24 protein-coding genes are annotated in these 24,722 nt (G+C 64.7%); 6 read left to right on the forward strand and 18 right to left on the reverse strand.

Features of this window, described 5'->3' with window-relative positions; translation table 11 throughout:
* Positions 1 to 61 precede the first annotated feature (61 nt).
* Positions 62 to 1,435, forward strand: a complete 1,374-nt coding sequence (locus FKM97_RS05535) for a PepSY-associated TM helix domain-containing protein (RefSeq protein ID WP_144291396.1) — start codon at positions 62 to 64, stop codon at positions 1,433 to 1,435.
* Between the two features lie 23 nt (positions 1,436 to 1,458).
* The gene (locus tag FKM97_RS05540) at positions 1,459 to 1,944 is read left to right on the forward strand and encodes a copper chaperone PCu(A)C (protein WP_144291397.1); all 486 of its coding nucleotides are present in this window, start codon (positions 1,459 to 1,461) and stop codon (positions 1,942 to 1,944) included.
* Between the two features lie 8 nt (positions 1,945 to 1,952).
* On the opposite strand, the gene FKM97_RS05545 is transcribed toward FKM97_RS05540, so the two are convergent.
* Positions 1,953 to 3,347: an MFS transporter gene (locus FKM97_RS05545; RefSeq protein ID WP_144291398.1), complete on the reverse strand. Its 1,395-nt coding sequence runs from the start codon at positions 3,345 to 3,347 to the stop codon at positions 1,953 to 1,955.
* Positions 3,348 to 3,447: 100 nt separating this feature from the next.
* Positions 3,448 to 4,020 carry a cytochrome b gene (locus FKM97_RS05550; protein WP_144291399.1) on the reverse strand — a complete coding sequence of 191 codons (573 nt, stop codon included), beginning with the start codon at positions 4,018 to 4,020 and terminating at the stop codon, positions 3,448 to 3,450.
* A gap of 52 nt (positions 4,021 to 4,072) precedes the next feature.
* Here FKM97_RS05550 and FKM97_RS05555 point away from each other — a divergent pair, with 52 nt between their 5' ends.
* Positions 4,073 to 5,494 carry an MATE family efflux transporter gene (locus tag FKM97_RS05555; protein ID WP_144291400.1) on the forward strand — a complete coding sequence of 474 codons (1,422 nt, stop codon included), beginning with the start codon at positions 4,073 to 4,075 and terminating at the stop codon, positions 5,492 to 5,494.
* Between the two features lie 33 nt (positions 5,495 to 5,527).
* Here the strand turns inward: FKM97_RS05555 and FKM97_RS05560 are convergent, their stop codons facing one another.
* The 3 genes from FKM97_RS05560 to FKM97_RS05570 are packed head-to-tail and all read right to left on the reverse strand — an operon-like array spanning position 5,528 to position 8,832.
* The gene (locus FKM97_RS05560) at positions 5,528 to 6,175 is read right to left on the reverse strand and encodes an Isoquinoline 1-oxidoreductase subunit (protein WP_144291401.1); all 648 of its coding nucleotides are present in this window, start codon (positions 6,173 to 6,175) and stop codon (positions 5,528 to 5,530) included.
* Positions 6,172 to 8,370, reverse strand: a complete 2,199-nt coding sequence (locus tag FKM97_RS05565; RefSeq protein WP_144291402.1) for a xanthine dehydrogenase family protein molybdopterin-binding subunit — start codon at positions 8,368 to 8,370, stop codon at positions 6,172 to 6,174. Before FKM97_RS05565 ends, FKM97_RS05560 begins: the two co-directional genes overlap by 4 nt.
* 3 nt (positions 8,371 to 8,373) lie before the next feature.
* Positions 8,374 to 8,832: a (2Fe-2S)-binding protein gene (locus tag FKM97_RS05570; RefSeq protein ID WP_144291403.1), complete on the reverse strand. Its 459-nt coding sequence runs from the start codon at positions 8,830 to 8,832 to the stop codon at positions 8,374 to 8,376.
* Between the two features lie 167 nt (positions 8,833 to 8,999).
* On the opposite strand from FKM97_RS05570, the gene FKM97_RS05575 reads away from it, so the two are divergent.
* On the forward strand, positions 9,000 to 9,431 hold the full coding sequence (locus FKM97_RS05575) for a winged helix-turn-helix transcriptional regulator (protein WP_205014750.1): 432 nt from the start codon (positions 9,000 to 9,002) through the stop codon (positions 9,429 to 9,431).
* Here the strand turns inward: FKM97_RS05575 and FKM97_RS05580 are convergent.
* From FKM97_RS05580 to FKM97_RS05615, 8 genes are all read right to left on the reverse strand, one after another.
* On the reverse strand, positions 9,415 to 10,077 hold the full coding sequence (locus FKM97_RS05580) for a TetR/AcrR family transcriptional regulator (RefSeq protein WP_205014751.1): 663 nt from the start codon (positions 10,075 to 10,077) through the stop codon (positions 9,415 to 9,417). The genes FKM97_RS05575 and FKM97_RS05580 overlap by 17 nt on opposite strands.
* 7 nt (positions 10,078 to 10,084) lie before the next feature.
* Complete coding sequence (locus FKM97_RS05585) at positions 10,085 to 10,579, reverse strand: MaoC/PaaZ C-terminal domain-containing protein (protein WP_144291404.1); 495 nt, start codon at positions 10,577 to 10,579, stop codon at positions 10,085 to 10,087.
* Between the two features lies 1 nt (position 10,580).
* Positions 10,581 to 11,408, reverse strand: a complete 828-nt coding sequence (locus FKM97_RS05590; RefSeq protein ID WP_144291405.1) for a polysaccharide deacetylase family protein — start codon at positions 11,406 to 11,408, stop codon at positions 10,581 to 10,583.
* Positions 11,405 to 12,562: an acyl-CoA dehydrogenase family protein gene (locus FKM97_RS05595; protein WP_205014758.1), complete on the reverse strand. Its 1,158-nt coding sequence runs from the start codon at positions 12,560 to 12,562 to the stop codon at positions 11,405 to 11,407. Before FKM97_RS05595 ends, FKM97_RS05590 begins: the two co-directional genes overlap by 4 nt.
* 4 nt (positions 12,563 to 12,566) lie before the next feature.
* Positions 12,567 to 13,349, reverse strand: a complete 783-nt coding sequence (locus FKM97_RS05600) for an SDR family NAD(P)-dependent oxidoreductase (protein ID WP_144291407.1) — start codon at positions 13,347 to 13,349, stop codon at positions 12,567 to 12,569.
* Positions 13,346 to 14,941, reverse strand: coding sequence for a phytoene desaturase family protein (locus tag FKM97_RS05605; RefSeq protein ID WP_144291408.1), 1,596 nt, complete (start codon positions 14,939 to 14,941; stop codon positions 13,346 to 13,348). The genes FKM97_RS05600 and FKM97_RS05605 overlap by 4 nt, the downstream gene beginning before the upstream one ends.
* A 73-nt stretch (positions 14,942 to 15,014) precedes the next feature.
* A complete protein-coding gene (locus FKM97_RS05610; RefSeq protein WP_144291409.1) occupies positions 15,015 to 16,058 on the reverse strand; it encodes an NAD(P)H-dependent flavin oxidoreductase in 1,044 nt (347 codons plus the stop codon).
* The gene (locus FKM97_RS05615; protein WP_144291410.1) at positions 16,055 to 16,876 is read right to left on the reverse strand and encodes a citryl-CoA lyase; all 822 of its coding nucleotides are present in this window, start codon (positions 16,874 to 16,876) and stop codon (positions 16,055 to 16,057) included. Before FKM97_RS05615 ends, FKM97_RS05610 begins: the two co-directional genes overlap by 4 nt.
* A 123-nt stretch (positions 16,877 to 16,999) precedes the next feature.
* Here FKM97_RS05615 and FKM97_RS05620 point away from each other — a divergent pair, with 123 nt between their 5' ends.
* Together FKM97_RS05620 and FKM97_RS05625 are read left to right on the forward strand one after the other, a co-directional pair.
* Positions 17,000 to 18,514: a class I adenylate-forming enzyme family protein gene (locus FKM97_RS05620; protein ID WP_144291411.1), complete on the forward strand. Its 1,515-nt coding sequence runs from the start codon at positions 17,000 to 17,002 to the stop codon at positions 18,512 to 18,514.
* The gene (locus FKM97_RS05625) at positions 18,511 to 19,734 is read left to right on the forward strand and encodes an NAD(P)/FAD-dependent oxidoreductase (RefSeq protein ID WP_144291412.1); all 1,224 of its coding nucleotides are present in this window, start codon (positions 18,511 to 18,513) and stop codon (positions 19,732 to 19,734) included. The genes FKM97_RS05620 and FKM97_RS05625 overlap by 4 nt, the downstream gene beginning before the upstream one ends.
* Before the next feature lie 27 nt (positions 19,735 to 19,761).
* Here the strand turns inward: FKM97_RS05625 and FKM97_RS05630 are convergent, their stop codons facing one another.
* The 5 genes from FKM97_RS05630 to ccoG are packed head-to-tail and all read right to left on the reverse strand — an operon-like array spanning position 19,762 to position 24,718.
* Entirely contained in the window at positions 19,762 to 20,184 is a 423-nt protein-coding gene (locus tag FKM97_RS05630) for a universal stress protein (RefSeq protein ID WP_144291413.1), read from the reverse strand.
* Positions 20,184 to 20,399, reverse strand: a complete 216-nt coding sequence (gene ccoS, locus FKM97_RS05635; RefSeq protein ID WP_144291414.1) for a cbb3-type cytochrome oxidase assembly protein CcoS — start codon at positions 20,397 to 20,399, stop codon at positions 20,184 to 20,186. The genes FKM97_RS05630 and ccoS overlap by 1 nt, the downstream gene beginning before the upstream one ends.
* The gene (locus tag FKM97_RS05640; RefSeq protein WP_144291415.1) at positions 20,396 to 22,687 is read right to left on the reverse strand and encodes a heavy metal translocating P-type ATPase; all 2,292 of its coding nucleotides are present in this window, start codon (positions 22,685 to 22,687) and stop codon (positions 20,396 to 20,398) included. The genes ccoS and FKM97_RS05640 overlap by 4 nt, the downstream gene beginning before the upstream one ends.
* Positions 22,677 to 23,183 (reverse strand): FixH family protein, encoded by a 507-nt coding sequence (locus tag FKM97_RS05645; RefSeq protein ID WP_144291416.1) that lies wholly within the window; start codon positions 23,181 to 23,183, stop codon positions 22,677 to 22,679. Before FKM97_RS05645 ends, FKM97_RS05640 begins: the two co-directional genes overlap by 11 nt.
* Positions 23,180 to 24,718 carry a cytochrome c oxidase accessory protein CcoG gene (gene ccoG / locus FKM97_RS05650; RefSeq protein WP_144291647.1) on the reverse strand — a complete coding sequence of 513 codons (1,539 nt, stop codon included), beginning with the start codon at positions 24,716 to 24,718 and terminating at the stop codon, positions 23,180 to 23,182. Before ccoG ends, FKM97_RS05645 begins: the two co-directional genes overlap by 4 nt.
* Positions 24,719 to 24,722 lie beyond the last annotated feature (4 nt).

Below are 24,722 nucleotides of genomic sequence, written 5' to 3' on the forward strand. Positions count from 1 at the left end.
AACCGTGCAGACTGGAATTCAGCCGCGCAGCCTGACTGCTGCGGCCTGTGGGACTTGCTCAATGACTGATCTTGCCGACGTGGAACGCCCGTTGCGGCGCGTCCATTCCTTTGACCTCTATCGCGCCGTCTGGCGCTGGCACTTCTATGCGGGCCTGTTCTGCCTGCCCTTCCTCATCATGCTGTCGATCACCGGGGGCTTGTACCTGTTTCGTGACGGCATCGACAATTTCGTCCATCGCGATGTGAAATTCATCTCGCAGCAAAGCGTGCCGCAAAAACCGCCGAGCGAGATCGTGGCGGCGGCGACAGCCTCGGTACAGGGCACACCGGTTCAATACACACCACCCGCGTCACCCGATGCGTCGGCGGAGGTCAGCGTCAAGACGCCGGCAGGGGAGCGGTTGTCCGTCTTCGTCAATCCCTATTCGGGCGAAGTCCTCGGAACGATCCCGTTCAAGGGAACGGTAATGTGGATCATCCGGCAGATCCACAGCCTCGGCTATTTCGGCCCGATCGCTAACGGCGTCATCGAGATTGTCGGTGGCTGGGCGATCCTGCTCGTGGTGACCGGGCTCTATCTCTGGTGGCCGAGGAAGCAGGCGGGGGGCGTGCTCTCCGTGAGAGGCACGCCCAAGTCCCGGATCTTCTGGCGCGACACCCACGCAGTGACGGGGGCGATCTCGGGATTCTTCATCGTCTTCCTCGCCGTGTCCGGCATGCCCTGGTCGGTGTTTTGGGGCGACAAGGTCAATGAATGGGCCAATGGGACCAATTATGGCTATCCCTCAGGGGTCTATGTGGGCGTGCCGGTCTCCGACGAGCATATGAACCACGTTGCGCCGACGCCCTGGTCGCTGGAGCAGGCCCAGATCCCCATGTCGCATCAGGCCGGGCAGTCGAGTGCGATCGGCCTGGATGCAGCGGTCGCCAAGTTTGAGTCGATGGGGCTGAGCAAGGGTTTTGCCGTCGGCCTTCCTCAGGACAAGACGGGCGTCTATTCCGCGACCGTCTATCCTGACGATCTCTCCCAGCAACGCATCGTCCATCTCGACCAGTATAGCGGCCAGCCGCTGATCGACATGTCGTACGCCGATTACGGGCCCTTCGCCAAAGCGATGGAGTGGGGCATCAACACCCATATGGGCCAGGAATTCGGACTGATCAATCAGATCGTCATGCTGGTCGTGTGCCTGGCCATCATCACTCTGGCGGTGTCGTCCGGCGTGATGTGGTGGAAGCGGCGGCCCAAGGGCAGCCTCGGCGTGCCGCCCATGCCCGCCGACCGCCGCAAGCTCTATGTGGTGGCCGCGATGCTGGCGATCGGAGGGATCATCTTTCCCCTGGTCGGGCTCTCGCTGCTCTTCGTCCTGACGCTGGACCTCGTGGTAACGTCTCTGCCCCGGCGCAGAGGCACTGTCGATCAAACTGTCTGACCTGATCCTAAAAGGAACCCCATATGACTCCGACTCGCAGAACTGCAACTCTGTCCATCGCCGCTGGCCTTCTCTGCCTCTCCACATTTGGCGCTTTTGCCCATGGCACCAAACTCGGCGACATCGAGGTCGAGAACCCATGGGTGCGGGCAACGCCGGTGGGCGCACCGTCAGGGGGAGGCTATGTCGTCATCATCAACACAGGTGACACGGCCGATCGTCTCCTCTCTGCAACTCTGGAGACAGCGGGGCAGACCGAGATTCATGAGATGAGCATGAACAATGGCGTGATGAAGATGCGCGCTTTGCCGAATGGCCTGGAACTCGCGCCGAAGAGCAAGGTCGTGTTGAAGCCCGGCGGGTATCACTTGATGTTCCTCGAGCTCAAGCAGCCCATCCAGGAGGGTGAACCGCTGCCCGGCACCCTTACCTTCGAGAAGGCTGGAACCCTCAAGGTCCAGTTCCAGGTCGAGCCCATCGGTTCTGCCGGCCCGAGCCACGACCATTAACGCTTGTGCTATGGCCTGGCGGCCGACGGTGCCGCCAGGCGAAGGAAGCTGGCTAGGCTCCCGAGGGCCGCGAAACCGCAGCCGAGCCAAAGAGACAGCAGCGATCCGTCGCTGCTGAACAGGTGGAAGCACAGGGCCACCAGGGCTGCCCCGGTCGTCTGGCCAAACAGCCTTGCCGCGGCGACGATGCCGCTTGCTCCTCCGGCGCGTTCCGCTGGTGCGCTGGTGATGAGCGCCTTCAGATTGGGCGACTGGAAGAAGCCAAAGCCGGCACCGCAGAGAGCCATGCGCCAGACGATGTCGGCGGTCGAAGGATCCGCCGGCATCAGCGCCAAGGCGGCCATGCCGATGCACATCGTCATCAGTCCCACACCCCCGAGGATGCCCGGGGGATAGCGGTCGGAGAGGCGGCCCGCGATCGGACCCATCAATGCGACGACCGCAGGCCATGACGTCATCAGGAACCCCGTCTCGACCTGGCTGCGGCCGAGGCCGGTCTGCAGCAGGAAGGGCAGCGCCACGAAGGCGATGGCCTGGGCGGCGAAGGCTCCCACAGCGGTCATTGCCGACAAGGCGAAGACCGGTCGCCTGAAGAGATCCACGGCCAGCATGGGGGCAGGGTGTCCGCGCTGCCACCAGATCAACAGGACGAGACAGACGACCGAACCCAGACTTTCGACCCCAACCGAAGCCCAGGACGCCTGATGGGAGGCATCATTGATGCCCAGCATGAGCAGGGCGAAAAAGCCGGCACTTAGGATCGCCGCGCCCAGTTGAAAACCATGGGCTGATCGCGGCGTCTGGGGGAGGTTGCGCAAGGAGAGGACGATCGCGGCCACGCCGATGGGCACATTGATCAGGAACAGCCAGTGCCAGGAGCCGACCCACAGGATCAGAGAGGCGACGGTCGGACCGATCGTGAAGGACATCGCCACGACCAACGAGTTGAGGCCGAAGCCCTGGCCCAACATCTTCGAGGGGTAGACGTAGCGCAGCAGGGCGGTGTTGACGGACATGATCGCCGCAGCGCCCAAACCCTGAAGCGCCCGGGCGGCAACGAGGGAAGGCAGCGACCAGGCCAGGCCGCAGGCCAGGGAGGTCAATGTGAAGAGCACGAGGCCGGTGATATAGACCTTGCGATGGCCGACGATATCTCCCAAAGCCGCCAGCGGCAGGATCGCGGCCAGCACAGCAATCTGATAGGAGCTGACGATCCAGATGGCGGTTGCGGAGTCCGTGCCGATATCGGTGGCAATGGTGGGCAGGGCCGTGTTCGTGATCGCCGTGTCCAGCGTCGCCATGGCGATCGCTGCCGCGATCGCGAATGCGGCCTGGACGCGCTGCGGCGCAGGCAGGCCATCCTGGTGGGCCGGCGAGGTCGCATGCGCTTTCGGCTGGAGCATCTGTGTTCCAAACACGGAAAAGGCCCCAGCTGGCGCCGGGGCCCTCATTCACAGGAACATCTAGAGCAATGCCACAGGCATTTCTACCCAGGACCCATGCTCATGCATGGGGTCCGGTCTGCGGCGGAAGCATGCGATCGAGAAGCGCGTCGCGGCGCATAATGAGGTGGAATGCGGTCGCCCCGATATGGAGAGCAATGAGGCCGTAGACCGCCCACTGCCCCAGGAGATGGAGCTTTTCCGCCCATTCGGCCAAAGACTCGTTCTTCGGCAGAGCGGGAAGCTCAAAGAGACCGAAAAAGGGGACGGGCGAGCCACTCGAGGCCATGAGGTAGCCGGTGATCGGCATAATCAGAAGAATCAAATAGAGCAGCCAGGGGCTGATCTTGGCGGAGACTTCCAGAGCGGCGCCAGCATGGCCCGGGAGCGGCGGTGCGGGATGCGTGGCCCGCCAGATGAGGCGGAGAACAATGACCGCAAAGATCGTCACCCCCAACGACATGTGGATGGTGAAATACTCATTCTGCAGCGCACCGGTCGCCGTTTCGGCCAGCCAGGCAATCGGCAAGATCGCCGCTATGAGAATGACGGTGAGCCAGTGCAGGGCCTGCGCAACGCCGGTGTATCGCTGGGGCTGAAGGGTCGCGGGAGTTCGGGCATTCCGTGGCGCCATCACCAGTCCTCGCGATAATCATGTCATTGAAAATGCTACAGATACGCTAGAGATGACGGCGCTGCTTGTCGAGAGAGAAGTCTGGCTCAATGAAACGCTCTTTCGAGCCGTCATTCACGGCGCATTCGTGACGCAACTTCCCGCAACAGAGGCGCAAACCCGGCCTTTTCTGGTGACGAACCGGCTGGTGCTCTCCATCGCGGTGCCGATGACGCTCGCCTATGTGACGACCCCGTTGCTCGGCATCGTCGGGACGGTCGTGATTGGCCAACTCGGCAATGCAGCTTTGCTGGGCGGACTTGCAGCCGGGGCCATCGTCTTCGACGTGGTTTTCACCAGCTTCAATTTCCTGCGGTCGGGGACGACCGGGCTGACGGCCCAGGCGATGGGGCGCGGCGACATCTTGGGAGAGAAGACGGCGTTCTGGCACGCTTTCGTCATCGCGGTGGCCTCGGGTGTCGGTCTCGCCCTGCTCGGACCCCTGATCGCCCTGGGCGGCATTGCCTTCATGGGGGCCGATCCTGGGGTGGCCGAGGCCATGTCCACCTATATCCGGGTCCGCATGGTGGGCGCTCCCTTGGCCCTCATCAACTATGCCGTCCTGGGCTACGTGCTGGGGCGCGGGGAGGGAGCTCTCGGCCTGCTGCTGCAGGTCATCCTCAATTCCACCAATGTCGGGCTCTGCATCCTGTTCGCTCTCGAGCTTCATTGGGGGGTGGCCGGGGTCGCCTGGGCCAGCGTGGCAGGCGAGGCTCTGGCTGCCGCCGTGGGCTTGAGCATTCTCGCCATCCGCTTTGCCACGTCGCACAGACTGCCGAGAAGCCGGCTGCTGGATCGGGCGGCGCTGACCAGGATGTTCTCCCTCAACCGCGACATCATGATCCGCTCGTTCCTGCTGCTGGCGGCCTTCGCCCTGTTCACCCGCCAGGGTGCGCAGCTCGGCACCAGCACTCTCGCGGCCAATGCGGTGCTGATGAATTTTTTCCTGGTGGCCGGCTATTTCCTGGATGGCTTTGCGAATGCCGCCGAGCAAATTGCGGGGCGGGCGATCGGCGCCCACAGCCGCGAGGCCTTCGATCGCGGGGTAAGCCTGACCACGATCTGGGGCTTCGCGCTGGCAGGGTTGACCGCCACAGTCTTCCTCGTCGTCGGCAGCGACCTCATCGGCTTGGTGACGACGGAGCCCGTCATCCGGCAGGAGGCGCGCGAGGATCTCGTCTGGGCGGCGCTCACGGCCCTCAGCGGCGTGCTTGCTTTCCAGATGGATGGGGTCTTCATCGGTGCCACCTGGTCGCGCGACATGCGCAATATGATGGCCCTGTCCTTCGTCATTTATGTGGGGCTGCTGTTCGGTCTCGGTGCGACCTTCGGCAATGACGGCCTGTGGGCCGCTCTGCACCTGTTTTTGATCCTCAGAGGGGCGAGCCTGCTTGCGGTTCTGCCGGCACGACGCAGGTCTGCCTTCGGTGCGTGAAGGCGGCCGCGCTCCGGCCGCCCTCATCTTGAATTAGAGCGGCGGACACTCCGCCCCCGTCTCGGCCCAGGCGCTGATCAGGGCGCCGAACTCCTTCTGAGTGCCTGGGGCGGGCTCGCGACCCTTGCCGGGATGCCAGCCCCAGCCCACGAGGCTGTCTTCCGCCATGTGGTGCACAAGAGCGGCCATGTCCTTGCCGCCATTCCGGTCGACATCCTTGATCTGCCGGCAGATTTCACCCAGGGATTTTTTCTCCCAGGCCATTTCGATGGGCGCCAGATGCCAGCTTTCATGCCCGGGAATGCTCTCGACGCCGTCGGCCTGGGCCATGAGATCGACGTTCTGAGGTCCGTGGCAAGTGTTGCACTTCATGCCGGTGAGGCCGAAATTATCCTCGCCCCGGAACACGGGCGGCTGATGGGGCAGCATGGCCATGCCCTGCAGCGGTCTGTCGCCGGCTGGATGGCAGTTCACGCAGCGGGGATGCTGCAGGACCTTTCCGGCTTCCTCGAACAGCGCCAGCGATCGCGCCTTGGGATCGGCGATGTCGGCAAAGGAGGCCGCCGGCCGCAGCTCCACAGTCTGTTCCTGGGCGGTGCCGTTCTGGCTCAGCCCGAGCCAGCCGGCCAGAGCCAAGCTCGCGGCAATGCCGGCGAGGGCGCAACGATGCGTCAGGGTCATGAGAGACTCCGGCTGTCGACCGGGGGCAACATAGGCAGGCGCCGCACGGGTTTTCCCGTCAGCACCCGCCAGGCATTGGCGACCGCGGGGCCTATGGGAGGCACTCCCGGTTCGCCGACACCCGTCGGCTTCTCCCGTGAATCCATGATCGCCACCTCCACCTCGGGCATCTCGTCGATGCGGAGAGAGCGGTAGTCGTGGAAGTTCGACTGCACGATGCGGCCGCCTTCGCCCAGCGTGATCTCGCTGAACAGCATGGCGCCCAGACCGAAGCCGATGCCGCCTTCCATCTGACCGCGGATGATGGTCGGGTTGACGGGGACGCCGCAATCGACCGCGCACCACACCTTATGCACGCGCGGCAGGCCGTTCTCCCCTTGGGAGATCTCCGCGATCTGGGCGACATAGGTGTCGAAGCTCTTATGCACCGCCACCCCACGCGCCCTGCCGGCCGGGACGGGCCCGCCCCAATCGGCGATCTCGGCGACCCGCTTCAGCACGCCGGCGTGGCGCGGCTGCTCGCCCAGGAGAGCCAGGCGGCCTTCCACGGCGTCCTTGCCCGCCGCAGCCAAGAGTTCGTCCATGAAGGCCTCGGTGGTGAAGCCGGTATGGGTGTGGCCGACGGAGCGCCACCAAAGCACGGGCACGTCCACCTTAGTGGTGTGCAAGGAGACTTGTCGGTGCGGCACCGCATAGGCGAGATCGCTGGCGCCCTCCACCGATGTCGGGTCGTAGCCGTCGCCCATCATGGCCTCGAAGGGGGTGCCGGTGATGATGGACTGGCCGACCACCACCTGTTGCCAGGAGGTGATCGACTTGTCGGCGCCGATGGTGCCCCGCAGGCGATGGACGTAAATCGGCCGGTAATAGCCGCCGCGAATGTCGTCCTCCCGCAGCCAGAGATGCTTCAGCGGCCGATCGCCGCCGCTGGCCTTGAACACCTCGGCGGCCTCGATGGCGTAAGGCGAGCCCGCCTGGGCGCGGCGACCGAAGCTGCCGCCGGCGAATTGCACGTTCACGCGCACCTGCTCCGGCTTCAATCCCAGGATCTTGGCGGTTACCGCCTTGTCGCTGGTCGGGAACTGGGCTCCGGAATAGATGTCGATGGAGCCGTCGGCGGCCTTCACGAACACCGCATCGAGGGGCTCCATCGGCGCATGCGCCAGGTAGGGAAAGACGTAGTCGGCTTCGATGACCTGCTCCGCCTCGTCAGAGGCCTTGGCCACATCGCCCGCACTGGTCACGACGAAGCCCGCGGATTTCGCCTTCGCCTCGTAATCGGCGATGATCTCGGCGGAGGAGCGTGTCTCCGCCTTTGACAGGTCCCATTCGATCTCGAGCACATCGCGGGCCTTCAGAGCCGCCCACATGGTCTCGGCATAGACCGCAACGCCTGCCGGCACTGGTTTGATGTCCACGACGCCCTTGACGGCGCGAGCCGCCTTGTCGTCGAAGCGGGCGACCGTCGCCCCGAAATAATCGGCATGGACGACCAGGGCCGTCAGCATCCCGGGCAGGGTCACATCGATGGTAAAGACGGCGGTGCCGTCCGACTTGGCGGCGCTGTCGAGACGCTTGATGTCGGAGCCGATCAGGGTGAAATCGGCAGGATCCTTCAGCTTGGGTTCGGCTGGCGGCGTGATGCCGGAGGCTGCCTTGGCAAGTGCGCCGAACCCGCTCTCGCGGTTGGACGGGGCGTGGCGCACCCGCCCCTTGACCACTGTGATCTCGGAGGCTGGCACGTTCCATTGGCGGGCGGCCGCTTCGACAAGCATGGCGCGCGCCGTGGCTCCCGCCTTGCGAAGCTGCTCGTAGCTGTTGGCAATCGCCGTCGAGCCGCCGGTGCCCTGAATGCCGAAAGCGAGGTTCTTGTAGATCTCGTCATCAGCCGGAGAGGCTTCGGCCCGCATCTGGCTCCAGTCGGCATCGAGCTCTTCGGCCACGATGGTGGTGAGGCCCGTATAGGGTCCCTGGCCCATCTCGATATGCTTGCTCAGCACCGTCACCGTGTCATCGGGCGCGATATGGACGAAGGCATTGGCCGCAAAACTGCCGGGTGCGCCTGCGGGTATTCCCTCAACGGTACGGGCGGCGGCCTGGGCCTTGCCCAAGGGCGCGAGGTGGAAGGCGATCACGAGTCCCGCACCCGCGGCGAAGAGGCCGCGCCGGGTCATGGTCATCGGTTTGTCCAGCATGGGTCAGCCCTCCAGCTTCGAGGCGGCTTCGTGGACCGCCTGGCGAATGCGGAAATAGGTGGCACAGCGGCAGATGTTTCCGGACAGGGCGCCGTCGATGTCGGCATCGCTCGGCTTGGGCTGGTTCTGCAGCAGGTTGACCGCCGACATGATCTGACCGGACTGGCAATAGCCGCATTGCGGCACGTCGACATTGACCCAGGCTGCGTAGACCGCCTCGGCCTCGGGACCTTCGATGCCCTCGATGGTCACGATGTCCGAGCCTTCAACGGTGCCGATGGGGGTGACGCAGGAGCGGCGCGTGGACCCATCCACATGCACGGTGCAGGCACCGCATTGGGCAATGCCACAGCCGAATTTGGTGCCGGTGAGGCCCAGGGTCTCGCGGATGACCCATAAGAGCGGCGTGTCGGGCTCGACATCGACACTTTGCGTGGCCCCGTTTAAAGTGAATGAGATCATGTTATTCTCCTACACGCCCGGCGGAGATGCACGGGCGGGCGCAACGCAACGGGCGCTCCTCAGGATGCTCGTATTCTTCACGTCGAGCATTAGATTAGAACCTATCTCATCTGCCTGGTGTCCGGCGAGAAGGCACTTTGAGGTTGCATAGTAACTGGGAGGAAACCATGGATATCCCGAATTCCCAGCTTTGTATGGATTCGCCGGGGCGCGATGCCCTGGTCCGCCAAATCCTTGAGCGTATTGCCGATAAGTGGACGCCTCTGGTGATCGACGCCCTGGAAGGCGAAAACGAATTGCGCTTTTCACGTTTGCGCGAGCAGGTCCCTGGAATCAGCCAGAAGATGCTGACGAAGACGCTGCGCGTCCTGGAGCGCGACGGGCTGGTTAGTCGGGTCGTGCATCCGGTCGTTCCGCCACGGGTGGAATATACACTGACGGCGCTAGGGGAAAGCCTGGCCGAGGCCGTCTGCTCGATCTGGGTCTGGGCGGGCGATCATCTCGAGGAGGTCGAGCGCGCCCGTAGCCTTTACGGCGGGGGTGCTGCGGAGGGGAAGGACGAGGGTGCGGACGTAGCGCGCCTCAGGATGGGGCGCTGAGCTCGTAGCCTTTGGCCAGCAACTCGGCATAGTAGCGGGCGATCTCGTCGGGGCGGGTCGAGCCCTTCTCGCTGAACCACACATGCAACCAGTTGCACATGCCGAGGATTCCGCTCACGGCGATATGGGGCGGAATGTCCGAAAACAGGCCCTGGCGGACGCCGTCAGCATAGATCTCTTCGATGATGGCATCATATTCACGCTTGCGGCGGCTGATCGTCTTCTGCTGCTCGGGCGTCAACTCGCCCTCCTCGCGGAAATAGATCGCCGTCCAGTCCCGCCGCTCGATGACCGACATGGCGTGCTGGTAAATCATCCGGTGCAGCGCCTCACGGGGCGCCAAGCCCTGATCGCGGACCTCCGAGACCATCTTGATGTAGCCGTCGTAAATGTCTTCGAAGATCTGCCAGAGGATCTGGGCCTTGTTCTCGAAATAATAATAGACGGCGGATTTGGTGAAACCCAATTCGTTGGCGATGTCGTCGATGGTCACGGCGCGATAGCCGCGGTCGGCGAACAGCCTGGATGCCACGCGGACGATCTCTTCGCGCACCTGGGCCTGCTTGCGCGCCTTCAGCGCCTCGCGCGGGCTCACGGCCGACTTGGTCTTCTTTCGCTCCTGCAGCGGCATCGCCGTCTTCTTCACTCCCGCTTCACTTCGGCCGCCGCATCATCAGGACCTTCCACTGACCTTCCTGGGTGACCTCGCCGCGCTGATTAACAACAGAAACATCAAAGGTTACAAGCCCTTGTGTGGGCTTCTTGGATTCGCGCATGGCGGCCACTTTCTCATGCACGCGAATGGTGTCGCCGATGAGAATGGGGCCCCGCAGATCCCAGGTCATGCCCAGAAACGCGATCGCCGTCCCGTCCTTGATGCCCAGGCGGCTTTCGAGACCGGTCGCAATCGCGAAGCCGGCGGGCCCATGCAAAATGCGTCCACCGAAGACCGTCGTCTTGGCGAATTCCTCGTCGGTATGGATGGGATTGTAGTCGCCGGTGAGGCCGGCAAAGGCAACCACGTCGGCCTCGGTGATGGTGCGGCCGGGACTGATCCAGCTCTCGCCGATGGTGAAATCATCATAGTAACGGGCGGACGGGCCCGGCTTGAACACAGGCGGGGCTTGCTCGGCGACTTCGGTGCTCATCTCAGGTCCTTTTGCAATCTTGGGTTCTGGCGGCAGCCGCCATGGTGGAGAAAGTGACGTCGCCGGATGCCTTCATCCGCTCTATGAGCTGCTCCAGCATGAGGATGCGGGGGCCGCGACCGATAATCTGCGGGTGGGTGGTGAGGGTGAAGACGCCATCCGCCACGTGGCGACGACAGTAGTCGAACTCCTGAAACCAGATCTCGCCCACCTCCTCAGGATTGCGCAAGCCGGGAAAGATCGGCCGCGTCACATGGGCGAAATAGGGGAAATCGTCCAGCTCCCACGCGACGGGGAACTCCCAGAGGGGGGCCTCCACGCCGAAGGAGATGGTGCCATCCTCCGCCACCGTGTCCCGGAAGCGGGGCCGGTAGGGCGTGAAGTCATCGGCCATGCAGCTGCTGTCGTAGAGATAGCCGCGCTCAGCCAGCAGCTCGATCGTGTGAGGGCTCAGGTCCCAGGCCGGCGAACGATAGCCTCGGGGCCGTTCGCCCGTGATCCCTGCCAGGGAGGCTTCGGCGCGGTCCATGATCTCGACCTCCTTGGCGCGGCTCAGGCCTGAGGGGGACTCATGGACATCGTTATGGGCGCCGATCTCGTGCCCGGCGGCGGCGATCGCCCGCACCGAATCGGGGAAGGTTCGCGCGGTATGGCCGGGAACAAAGAACGTGGCCGAAACAGATTGGGCGTCCAGAGCCCGAAGGATGCGGTCGATCGCTACCCGGGCGCCGTATTCGCCGCGCGACAGGGGCGTCGGTGTCACCTGTTTGAACGTGCCGATCCAGAGCGACAGGGCGTCGAAATCGAAGGTGAGGCAGACGGTGGTCACGCGGCTCCCTCCCTGGCGGCCTCGAGCAGGCGCCGGGCGATGACCAGTTTCTGGATCTCGTTGGTGCCCTCGCCAACGATGTAAAGTGGGGCCTCGCGGAAGAAGCGCTCCACCGCATAGCCCCGGATATAGCCGTAGCCGCCATGGATCCGCAGGGCGCCGGTTGCGACCTCCAATGCCGTCTCGCTGGCGAAGAGCTTCGCCATGCCGGAGATCATGTCGGCGCGGCCGTCGCTCTCCTTGCGGCGGGCGGCCTCGTAGGTGAGCTGACGGGCCGCCTCGATCTTCGTCGCCATGGTTGCGAGCTCGAGCTGCACCGCCTGGTGCTCGGCGATGGGCTTGCCGAAGGAGCAGCGCTCGAGACTGTATCGGGTTGCGGCGGCAAGGGCCGCCTCGCCGAGGCCGACCGCGCTTGCAGCGATCATGATGCGGCCGAGCTCCAATCCGTCGAGGAGCCAGCTAAGACCGCGTCCCGGCTCACCGCCCAACAGGCTCTCGGCCGGCAGATCGACATCGGCGTAATGGATCTCGCAGGTATCGACCAGGCCGTGCGCCATCTTTGAGAAATCGCCGCCGACCTCCACGCCGGCACGCGCCTTGTCCACGAGCATCAGGCTCATGCCGCGCGACGGCTTCGTGGCCGCAGGATCGGTCCTCGCAAGGGCGAGAAGCACTCCGGCGCGGCGGCCATTGGTGACGAAGATCTTGCTCCCGGACAAGCGGAAGCCGTCGCCCTGGGGACGGGCGGTCGTCTGGATCGCCTGAAGGTCCGAGCCGGCGCCGGCTTCCGTGAGCGTCAGAGCGCCCCGTATGTCCCCGGTCGCCATTCTCGGCAGGTAGTGGTCCTGTTGCGCCGGGGTGCCGTATTTCGTCAGAAGGTAGCTGACGGTTGCGTGGCTGTTGACATAGGTGGCCAGGCTCGCCCAACCGCCGGCAAGGATCTCCATGATCCGGGCGATGGTGCCGATGTCGAGGCCCAGTCCGCCGAAGCGCTCGGGGATGGCAAGGCCGAAGAGGCCGAGGTCGCGGAGCTGCCCGACGAGATGGTCGGGATAGTCTCCGGTCGCCTCCAGGCTCTCCACATGAGGGGCCACCTCGCGTCCGATGAAATTGCGGATCGCCTCCAGGACGGGATCGTCTCCCTGCAGATGCACGGTCTCAGGTGGCAGACCAGCCTCCATCGATGGTGAGGGTCTGGCCGGTCACATAGCCCGCCTTCTTCGAGGCGAGGTAGAGGGCCAGTCCCGCGACCTCATCCGGCTGCCCGCGGCGCTGGGCCGGGACGAAGCGCTTGTAACCGTCGGGATCGGCGCCGACACCCTGCTCCATGTCGGGTCCGATCTCGCCCAGCACGGCCGCCGAGTTGGCGCGGATCTGGGTCTGGATGACGCCGGGGCAGATCGCGTTGACGGTAATGCCATAGCCCGAATAGGTGGTCGCCAGCTGCTTCGTGAGGCCGATCACGGCAAATTTCGAGGCGGTGTAGCTGGTGCCGTCGGCGCCGCCCTTCAGGCCGCCCACGGAGGACATGTTGATGATGCGGCCATAGCCCGCCGGCACCATGTGCTGGAGGGCGCGCTTGCAGCCGAAGAACTGGCCCTTCAGGTTGATGTCGATGACCCGGTCCCACAGGGCCTCCGTCGTCTCCAGGCAGGAGGCAAAGCCGTCGAAGACGCCGGCATTGTTCACATAGACGTCGAGCCGGCCATGCTTGGCCAAGGTGCCCGAGACCAGGGCGTCGACAGCGTCCCAGACGCTAACGTCGGTCTTGACGAATTCCACCGTGCCGGACACGGCGGACAGCGTCTCCCGCGCCTTGTCCTCGAGGATACCGCCGATCACGACGGTCGCCCCCTCGGCCGCGAAGGCCTCGACGATGCCGCGGCCGATCCCCGATTCGCCGCCGGTGACGATCACCACCTGCCCCGTGAATTCGCTCATGCTCGCTTCCCCAGATCCTGCAACACCACCCGTGCCGCGTTATGGCCGGGCACACCTGACACGCCGCCGCCTGGATGGGTGGAGGCGCCGCACTGGTAAAGCCCGGAAATCGGGGACCGATAGTCGGAAAAATGACGGGCCGGACGCTTGAAGAAGATCTGATCCATCGACAGGTCACCATGATGGACATGGCCGCCGGGCAGGTCGAAGATGCGCTCAAGATCGACAGGCGTCAGCACCTGCTTGTGGATCACGCTGTTGCCAAAGCCCGGGGCATAGGCCGAGATCGTGGTCATGACGAGCTGGAACAGCTCCTCGCGGGCAGCGTCGTCCCATTCCCGGCCCTGGAGCTTGTAGGGCACGTGGCCGCCAAAGATGCTCATGACATGCTTGCCGGGCGGCGCCACGGTGGGGTCGAACATGCTGGGGGCGAGCATCCACAGATAGGGCTGCTTTGCCATCTCGCCATATTTGGCACTGTCGAAGGCGCGCTCCAACTCGTCCACACTGGGGGCGATCACCACAGCTCCAGGATAGGCAAATCCAGGGCTTTTGCGGGTGAAGGCGCTGTAACTGGGCAGTTGCTCGACGGCGACGTTGATCTTGAAGGACGTGGAGGTGGTACGGAAGTTCCGGATGTCCTGGAGAAAGCCGGCAGGAAGCTGATCCGGGGCCAACAGCCTGAGGAAGGTGGTCTTGGCACTGGCATTGGCGATGACCGTCTTGGCGCGGATCGTCTCGCCGGATGCGAGCTCCACGCCGATCGCCTTGCCCTGCTCTACGAGGATGCGCGTCACCTCAGCATCGGTGCGCGTCTGAAGGCCGAAACGTTCGCCGGATCTGGCGATCGCCTGGGAAATCGAGCCCATGCCGCCGCGGACGAGGCCGCTGGCCCCCGCTGCCGTGGTCTGGTCGCGCAAGAAGGGCCTGGCCAGCACATAGGCCGAGCCCGGGCTCTTCGGTCCGATATTGCCGCCGCTGCCGGAGGCATAGGAGCCCAAGACCGCACGCATCTTCTCGCTCTCGAACCACCGGGAGAGGAAGTCGTGGGCACTCAGGGTCAGCAGGTCCCAAATGTCGTAGAATTTCGAGCCCAGATCGCGGAAACGCCAGGCGAGGGCCGCACTCCTGGCCATGTCGCGGGCTTTCAAAGTGGTCGGATCCACAGGCGTCTCGAAGAGCAGCTTCCGCAAATGCGGAACCAGGCTTTCCATGTGGTCGAGATAGCGGGGATAGGCTTCGGCATCATGGGGCGAGAACTGCGCGATCTCAGCGCACATTTTCTCGGTCTCGGGCCAGAAGACGATCCCCGTGCCGTCAGGGAATGGCTGAAAACCTGGGGAAGTCTCTATGACTTCGAGGCCGAATTTTTGCAGCTCCAAGTCGAGCATGATCTTCGGCTGCAGGAGGGTCATGACGAAGGAGGCAACCGAGATCTTGTAGCCTGGCCAGAGTTCCTCGGTGACGGCCGGGCCGCCGAGGACGTGGCGCCGCTCGAGCGCCAGAACCTTCAGTCCCGCCTTGGCAAGATAGGCGCCGCAGACCAAGCCATTGTGACCGGCACCGACGATCAGCGCATCGTAATCCGCCATCTCCAACCCATGAACTGTCTTTAAAGGCTTAAAATTCGACTATGAAGTCAGAATAATTGACGATCGCGGCGTGTCAACCGCAAAGGCCGCTTTTCGCCTTCAGCACGCGCTCCGCCTCGGCTGTCATTCGCGACAGGATGTCGCTTGCCGGGAGGATGTCGCGCACGAGACCCAAGCCTTGCCCGGCGGGCATCATGCCCTCGGCCAGATCGCCATCCTGATAGCCCGTCTCCACCCGCTGCCCGGCAATGGCATATTGCGCAGGGAAGCTGCGTTTTTGTCGGTCATCCTCGTGAAGTGCCGTCCAGTCGTTGCGCAGGGCGCGGAGGTTCTTGCCGGTATAGGCGGTGGTGAGCGTCGTGTCCCGGGCCGAAGCGGAGGTGACGCGCTGCTTGTAGGCGGGATGGCCAAAGGCCTCCGCACTGGCGATGAAACGGGTGCCGCACCAGACGGCTTCCGCTCCGAGACAGAGGGCTGCAGCCAGACCGCGGCCGTCGACGATCCCTCCGGCTGCGATCACCGGCGCCTTCACGGCATCGATCACCGTGGGCACCAGAGCCAGGCTTCCCACATGGCCGGTATGGCCGCCGCCCTCGGCCCCTTGCGCAATGATGTAATCGACCCCTGCCGCATCAGCGGTGACGGCGGCACCGACCGAGCCGCACAGGGCCATGACCTTGATGCCGCGCGCCTGGCAGCGCTCGACCACGTGGCGCGGCACACCGAAGGTCAGGACCAGAGCGGCAGGACGCGTTTCCAGGACGACGTCCAACTGGGCGGCGGAGACGCCCGGCGTCAGCATGGGTTCTATGCCTGCGAGCTTTGCCCTCTGCACCGGGGGCAGACTGGCCCAGGCCTCGCGGGCGGCAGTCCATTTCTCCGCGTCCTCATCCTCGGGCGGAAAAATGTTCACGGCAAAGGGCCGGTCCGTCGCCTTGCGGATCGCCTCGATCTCGGCGCGAAGGGCCTCGGGCATGAAGGTGACGCCGCCGAGGCAGCCCATGCCTCCGGCCGCGCTCACGGCCGCCACCAAGGGCGCCTGGGACACGCGCGCCATGCCGGCGGAGAAGATCGGATGGACGAGCCCAAAATCCTCGGTGACCTTCGTGGAGATCATTTCCGACCCCAGCCAGCCGATGCCAGGTCCTCCTCGAGGTCCTTGCGGCTCCGCGGATATTCGGCGATGGAGTCGGGGACGACACGGATGCGCTGCTTCGATTGCAGCTCTTCGGACACATGCGCCACGACACCGGGCAGGCTGGAGATGATTGCCACGCCGGTCATTTCGGGCGGGGTGAAGCCCATCTGGGCCAGAACGGCCGCCATGATGCCGACCTCGTTGATGACGAGATCCGGCTTGCCCGCCAAACTGATGAATGCCTTGTGAACCGCTTCATACCAGTCGCAGGCGTCGCCCCAGACGCCTTCCGCGATCGCGGTTTCCTTCAGGCGCTGGGCCCGGGGATCGATGACGCGGAAATTGGGATGACCCAGACCCGGTATGCGCTTGCCCTCAGACTTCAGCGCTGCCACCAGCTTCTCGGCCTGCGCTGCCATGGGCTCGCCCGAGGCACGATAGACCGCATAGGTCTCGGTGATGAAGCGGCCTGCGTCGTCGGGTGCCAAAGTGTATTCGCCCACGGACAGGACCGCCGTCGCCATGCCGGCCACCATGGAGGGGTTGCCGGACACGCAATAGCGGGCTGCGACGGTGCCGGGCTTCTGCAGGGAATAATCCAAGACCGAACACAGGATCGCGTCCATCATCCTGGCCTCGCCGGGGCTGGGCAGGCGCGCGCGGATCAGCAGAAAGCAGGCCGCCGGAAAGGGGAGCCGGCCCACGATCTCCTTCAGGGGATAACCGCGGACATAGACATCCGAGCTGTCGACATCGCTGACCGCAGTCGTCCAATATGGCTTTGCTTCCGACGTCATCCCGTCATCCTCTGGTTCGCCTCGGCTCATTTCCTGCCCAGACGCTCCCTCAGCGTCAAGCGCAATTGACTGGGGAGACGAATTTTTATACTCATTGGACAGCTGTGAGCCGTGAAGGTCTCGATGAACATATCCTCCCGCCTGCAGGCCGTCGCCGAAGGCACTCCCGACAGAATTGCCCTGCGCACCAGCGCCAAGAGCCTGACTTATGGTGCAGTGGTTCGCCAAAGCACGGCACTTGCCGCGACGCTGGCGAACCGTGGTGTCCAGGCGGGCCAGCCCCTGGTCGTGCTCTGCGAGAATTCGATCGAGATCATGCTGTTCTATTACGCCGCAGCCCGGCTCGGCGCGGTCTTCGTTCCGGTCAATCAAAGTCTCAGCGCCCCCGAGGTGCGCTTCATCCTGGACCATAGCGGAGCCTCCGTCCTCTATCACGACGAGGCTCTCGCCGACGTGGCCGCCGTCGCCGTCGAGGCCTCGCAGCGCTGCTTGATCTCGACTTTGTTTGCCAAACTGGATGAGACCACAAGGACACCGGCTCCGGAGCGAAATCTGGACCATGGTGACTTCCTGGTGATCTATACGTCGGGCTCCACCGGCATCCCGAAGGCCGTCGTCTTCGATCAGGCGGCCGAAAGTGCCGGAAACGACATGCTGGCGGAGCTCTGGGGCCTCAGCCCCCAGGACGTCACGCTGGTGGCGCTGCCCATGGGCTTTCTCTACGGCCTGTCCACCGCCGCGGCTGCGGCGCTGCAGGCCGGGGGGGAGGTGGTCATCCTGCGGCGGTTCCATCCGGGCGAAGTGCTCGGGGCTCTGCAGCACGCCGGCGTCACCCTCTTCCATGGCGTCCCGACCATGTTCGCCATGCTGCTCGAATATGCCGAGCAGAACGATCTCGATGTCGATCTCTCGGGCCTGCGGCTCCTGATCTGCGCCGGCGCTCCCTTGTCGGAAGAGCTGCGGCAGCGGTTCGCCAGCCGCTTCCACAAGGAGATCGATGATTACTACGCCTTGACGGAGGTCCGGCCCATCTTCGGACGGCCGTGGACGGATCGCGATCCCGTGCCCAAGGGCTCGCTGGGCAAATTGGCACCCCGGGTCGAAGCACGGGTCGTGGACGGCGAGGGCAGGGATGTCGCCGCCGGCGCCCAAGGCGAGCTCCTGGTGCGGGCTCCCTCCATGTTGAAGCGCTACCACAATGACGAGGCGCAGACCCGGGCAGCACTTCGGGACGGCTGGTTCAAGACGGGCGATCTCAGCCGCCGGGATGCCCAGGGCTATTATTTTCTCACCGGCCGAATCAAGGACATCATCATCCGGGGGGGTGCGAATATTGCCCCCGTCGAGATCGAGGAGATCCTCAACAGCCATGAGGCGGTGCTGACCGCGGCGGTCATCGGCGTGCCGGATGCCAAATATGGCGAAGTGCCCGTCGCCTACGTGATCCTGCGGGGCCAGGCCTTCGTGACCGGCGAGGATCTGCGCCGGTCCTGCGCCGAGCACCTGGCCGAGTTCAAGGTGCCGGCGCAGATCGTCCTGCTCGACAGCCTGCCCTTGGGGAGTACCGGCAAGGTGGACAAGAAAGCATTGAAGCAGATGTGGCTCGATCGACCCGCCACGGCGAGGACCCTGGCATGAACCAGTCCCACAGCGATGTCATCGTCATTGGCGGGGGCGTGGTGGGCACATCCTGCGCCTACTACCTGCGCAAGGCCGGGCATTCGGTCAGGCTGATCGAGCGGGAGCATCTTGCCTGGGGCGCGTCGGGGCGAAATGCCGGTTTTATCTGGCTGAGCCTGCGGCCGGCCGGGGTGCAGCTGGACTTCGCGCGTGCCGGCGGCAACCTGTATCCCGAGATCATCGCGGATATCGGCAATGAGTTCGAGTATCGCCGCAATGGCGGCATGATCTACTGCTTTGCCGAGGACGAGCTGCAGGTGTTGCGGGAACTCGCCGGTCGACGCCGCGCCGACGGATTGGCCATGGAAGTCGTCGACGGCAAGACCGCGCGCGAGTTGTGCCCGATCCTGCCGGACAGCGTCACAGGCGCCACCTTCTGCCCGGAAGATGCCCAGATCTATACTCCGAAATTCGTCCAGGCGCTGGGACGCGCGGTCCGCGGCGCGGGCGTCGACATCCTCGAGGGGACAGGCGTCTCGGGCTTCATCACCGCGGGCGAGCGGATCACTGGCGTGGAGACGACGGCCGGCCGGTTCACGGCGGACACCACCGTGCTGGCAACCGGGTCCTGGGGCCCCATGCTGGCTGAGACGATCGGACTGAACCTGCCGATCCGCCCGATGCGGCTGCAGGCCGTTGCCACCAAGCCCCTGCCGCCCTTGTTCGACCGCCTGCTCTACGGGCCGCTGGCGCTCAAGCAATATACCATCATCCGGGAGCTGCCGAGCTACCGCGAGGGCATGTTCCGCTCGCTTAGCGAGGAGGGTCTGCGCCATGTGGACCTGCTGGAATGCATGGTGCAGCGGCATGATGGCACCGTCATGCTCGGCTTGCCCATGGATTATCCGGGCTATGACCAGACGGCGACGCTGGAAGGGGTCGGCATCACCGCCAAAGTGTTCGCCGAGCATTTTCCCCAGCTCACCCGCGCCGAGGTCGCGACAAGCTGGGCGGGGCTCCTGCCGTCGACGCCCGACAGCCTGCCCTATATCGGTCCCCTGCCGGGTCACGAGGGCCTGATCGTGGCCGCCGGCCACGTCTTCGGCAATGCCGCGGGACCCATCACCGGCAAGCTCGTGGCGGAGCTGGTCAGCGGAGTGGCGCCGAGCTTCGACATGGCCCCGTTCAAGGTCGACCGGCACCAGGATTACGCACCGGAGACAGAACGTCTCTGGTGAAGCGACGCACTCCTTCGGACGTCCGGCTCAGCGGATGACGAGTACGGAACAGGTGGCGTGGCGCACCACGCGATCGGCATTCGAGCCGAGGAGAAAGCCGGTCATGCCGGAGCGATGCGACCCGACGACGATCAAGTCGGCATTGAAGCGGTCGGCGCATTCCAGGACATGTTCATACGCGCTGCCGACGGGACTGGAGGTGGTCAGCCGGTCAAGCGGCAGTTTCGCCTCTTTCGCCATGTCCTGCATCGTCTCCAGCGAGGTTCGCTCCTCGTCCTGGTAGTAGTTCTTCGGCAGGTAGGTCAGAACAGCCTCGATCAGCAGCGGTCGCACAAAGATCATATGCAGTTTGGCAGTCGCCGAGCCTGCAAGATCTGCGGTTTGTCTCAACGTCTCTGCGGAGCGCTGCATTTCCGTCAGATCGACGGCCACGACAATTCTATTGAACATTATTCTTCTCCGCGCCCCTCATTGTTCCTGACCACCCCGCCGTCGGGGCGGGACGGAGGGCGGGGCGCTGCCATGGCGCCGTCATCGTTCAAAATTCGTACGGCGGCACCGTCCAGATCATCGAACTGTCCGGACCGCAAGGCCCAGATGAAGGCGCCGAGGCCAATCGCGCCGAGAAACAACGCCACGGGGATGAGGACAAGCAGGCCTATCATGCCACGGCCTCCTGGAGCAACGGCAGCTCCGATATGCGCCGCCCCAGCCGGCGCGTGGCCAAGGGCAGACGCAGGGCATTGGCCGTCACCAGGATGGAGGATGTCGACATGGCGATGGCGGCGATGAGCGGGGTCGCGATGCCGGCCATGGCGATGGGCACTGCGATGGCGTTGTAGGCGATGGCCAAGGCGAAATTCTCGATGATGATCCTCCGCGCCACACGCGCCGTGCGCCAGGCCACGAGCACAGCGTCGAGCTTCTGGGTCGTGAACAGCAAGGATGCCGCCGTCTGGCTTACATCGGCGGCGCTGGACGGCGACATGGAGACGAAGGCCGAGGCGAGCGCGGGAGCATCGTTGATCCCGTCGCCCACCATCAGAACGTGCCGACCCTGATGTCTCAGCTCGGTCAGGACGGCAGCCTTCTCCGCCGGCGTCTGCTCTGCCCGCCAGTCCTGGATGCCAGCGCGGCTTGCCGTCTCCGAGACGCTCTGCCGGCGATCACCGGACAGGAGCTGGGTGTCAAGTCCGGCTTGGTTCAGGGTCGCGACGGTCGCGGCTGCATCTTCCCGCAACTGGTCCTGAAAGCGAAAGACCGAAGGAGCATCCCCCTCCAGGCTGACCCAGAGCTCGGGCTGCCGGCCCCCGGAAGATGAGGAAGGACCGGCGAATCCTTGGCGTCCCATCCGCGCCAGACGGCCCCCCAGCCGTCCCGTCAACCCAAAGCCTGGCGTCTCAACAATGTCCGTGAGCTGCGCCGGCTCGATGCCACGCGCCGCAGCGGCCGCTTGAAGGGCGCGAGACAGCGGGTGGCGGCTGGCTTGCGCGAGCGCGGCGGCCACCGGCCAGGCCGGCGAAGACCATCCCGGCTGCGATACGAGCTGCGGCTCGCCCCGCGTCAGGGTTCCGGTCTTGTCGAAGACGACCGTGTCGATCATGGCCAGGCGCTCCAGAGCGCCGCCGTCCTTCAGCATGATTCCGCGCCGCAGGAGATAGCCGCTTGCTACCACCTGGACCGCGGGCACGGCGAGCCCCAGGGCACAGGGACAGGTGATGATGAGGACGGCCAGCGCTGCGGTCAGGCTCTCGTGCCAGCCGCCGCCGAGAGCCAGCCAGCCCAAGAGTGTCGCCAAGGCCAGAATGTGGACGGCCGGTGAATAGAGACGGGCGGCCCTGTCGGCAAGGCGAACGAAATCGCTATCGCCGCGCTCGGCGGCCTCCATGAGCCGGACGATCTCCGCCAGCAGCGTGTCCTTGGCGACAGCCGTTGCACGCAGCACCAGGCTGCCGGTCAGGTTGAGTGTTCCGGCATAGACGCGATCGCCGACCCGCACCCGCTCGGGATCGGCTTCGCCGGTGAGCATGGAGCGGTCGACCTCGCTCAGCCCCTGGGTAATCCGGCCATCGATCGGCACACGCTCGCCGGCCGCCACCTGGATCAGGTCGTCGATGGCGATCTCGGAGATCGGCACATGGGCGGCGCGTCCATCGGCTTCCAGGCGCATGGCGCTGCGGGCCGACAGCGACAGGAGCTGGGCTGCCGCCGACTTAGCGATGCCGCGCATGCGGTGGTCGAGATAACGGCCGAGCAGCAGGAAGAAAAGCAGGCCCACCGAAGCGTCGAACCAGGCGTGCTGGCCGCTCGTCGCAGTCTCGTAGAGGCTCATGGCGGACGCAAGGATGACCCCCAGGGAAATGGGCACATCCATGTTCAACGTGCCCGCCTTCAGAGCGCGATAGGCGGAGCGGAAGAAGGGCTGCCCCGCATAGGCGATGCAGGGAAGGGCGATGAGGGCGGAGAGCCAGTGGAACAGGTCGCGCGTCGCCCCGTCGGCGCCGGACCATACCGAAACCGACAGCAGCATGACATTGCCGGCGGCAAAGCCTGCCACGGCCAGCGACGTCAAGAGCCGCGAGGCGGTCTTGTCCTCGGCGGAGGCGTCGAGGGCTGCCGCGTCGAAGGGGCGGGCCCGGTAGCCACAGCGCTCGATCGCCGCCAGCAGCTGGTCGGCATCGCAGTCCTTTTCGGCAAAGTCGACACCGACGCGATGGGTGGTCAGATTGGCCCGGGCATGAGCGACCCCATCCCTGTCGCGCAGGGCCGCCTCGATCTTGGACATGCAGCCGGCGCAGTGCATCTCGGGCACCAGGAAGTCCACATGTGCCATTCCCGGCTCCAGAACGCGGATGAAGGATGCATCCACGCGCGGCCCCAGGTCCAGAGGCGCCGGTGCGACCGCACAGCATGCGGCCGGCGCCAAAGCGGGCAGGGAGAGGTTACCGGCCATCAGCGGCCCCTCCGGCTGCAATCATCACATCCTCGGTCCGACGGAAGACCAAGTCGCCGTTCCGCTCGGCCTGAAGATCCACTTCCCACAGGCCTGGGGGGAGGGATGCTTCGGACCGGTAGCTGTCGCCATCGGGCCGCAAGGTCAGGGTGCGGTCTTCCCGGGCCGTCGAGGGGCGGCCGACATGGACGGAGATTTCAAGGCCGGACAGAGGCTTGCCATCGGCCCCGGTCAGACGGAAACGCAGATATCCGCCTTCCGCCTCCATGCGAGCGACCAAGCCGCGTTTGTCCTGGGCGCGGCCCGCGGCGAGCAACGCGTTGTAGTGCTGGCTGGCGACATAGCTGTTCTGGACGACCAGGCCGGGAAACGTGCCGGTTGCGAAGCTCGCCATGATGAGATTGACCGTGATGATGGTTCCGAAGAACAAGACCACGATCGCCAAAGCATGCCAGCCGGTCAGGGGATGCTCATCGTCGAGGCGCAGGATCCTCATTTTCCCGCTCCAGGATCGGGGGCGTGGAATTCGGTGGTTTCGGTCGAGACTTCCCCTGTCGAGAGGTTGCGGGCCGTGAGGGCGAAATTCTGCACGCCCGGGCGCACCGCATCCCTCGCCTGACGAACGAAGATCCGCATTTCCTTCACCTGGTCCGCACCGGCCTCCACCTCGAGATGGCTCCGACCGACATCTTCCTCGCCCGCCTGCCACAGGCTGCCGCCCTGCAGATCGACGAGGGCGATCTCAAATCGTTGCGGCACGGTCTGCATGTTCAAGATCTTGATGGTGTAGCCGTTGCGGATCGACCCATCGGCGAGGGTCACGAAGAGCGGATTTCGATCGGGCAGGATGTTCAGGCCCAGCCGGTCGCGCATGGTGAGGGACACCATCATGGCAATGCCGACCGCCATCCACAGGGCGGAGTACAGGATGGTCCGCGGACGGAAGATCTTGCGCCAGGTGAAAGGCTGCTGCAGCTTCGTCGCCTCGACCCGGCCCAGACGCTCCGCCTGTTGGGTCGAGCGCTGGTAGTCGTCGAGGGTCGTGTAGGAGATCAGCCCCAAGGGCTTGTCCACCTTGGCCATGACGTCGTTGCAGGCGTCGATGCAGAGGGCGCAGGTGATGCATTCGAGTTGCTCGCCGTCGCGGATATCGATGCCCATGGGGCAGACGGCGACGCAGGCATTGCAGTCGACGCAATCTCCCACCGGCAGCCCTTGCGCCTCCGCCCGTTTCTGGTGCCGGGACCGCGGCTCCCCGCGCCACCCATTATAGGTGACGATGAGCGAGCTCTCGTCCAGCATCGCGCCTTGGATGCGGGGCCAGGGACACATATAGGTGCAGACCTGCTCACGCATGTAGCCGGCGAAGACAAAGGTCGTCGCCGTGAGGATCGCCATGGTCGTGTAGGCGATGGCCGGCGCCTCAAACGTGACGAGGCCGCGGGCCAAAGACGGGGCGTCGGCGAAATAGAAGATCCACGCGCCTCCGGTGCAGAGGCCGATCAACAGCCACAGGACGTTGACAGACACCCGCTTGCGGAGCTTCTCAAAGGTCCAGGGGGCCTTGTCGAGCTTCATGCGCGCATTGCGATCCCCCTCGATCATGCGCTCAACCGCGATGAACAAGTCCGTCCACACCGTCTGCGGACAGGTGTATCCGCACCAGGCGCGGCCCAGCACCGAGGTCACCAGAAACAAGCCGAGCCCCGCCATAATCAGCAGCCCAGCCACGTAGTAGAATTCCTGCGGCCAGATCTCGATGAAAAAGAAATAGAAGCGGCGATTGGCGAGGTCGACCAGAACCGCCTGATCCGGCGCATAGGCGCCGCGATCCCAGCGGATCCAGGGGGTGATCCAATAGATCCCCAAGGTGACCGCCATGATCCACCATTTGAGCTGGCGATAGAAGCCCGCGGCGCGCTTGGGGAAGATCTTGATCCGCGGCGCATAGAGGGACTGGCGCTTGCGGCTGTTGACGGCCTCGACGTCGATCGTCTCGACCGGCGGATCCGGCGGGCGGTAATCCTTCATGACC

Origin of the sequence: Rhodoligotrophos appendicifer (assembly GCF_007474605.1) — a bacterium.
GTDB lineage: Bacteria > Pseudomonadota > Alphaproteobacteria > Rhizobiales > Im1 > Rhodoligotrophos > Rhodoligotrophos appendicifer.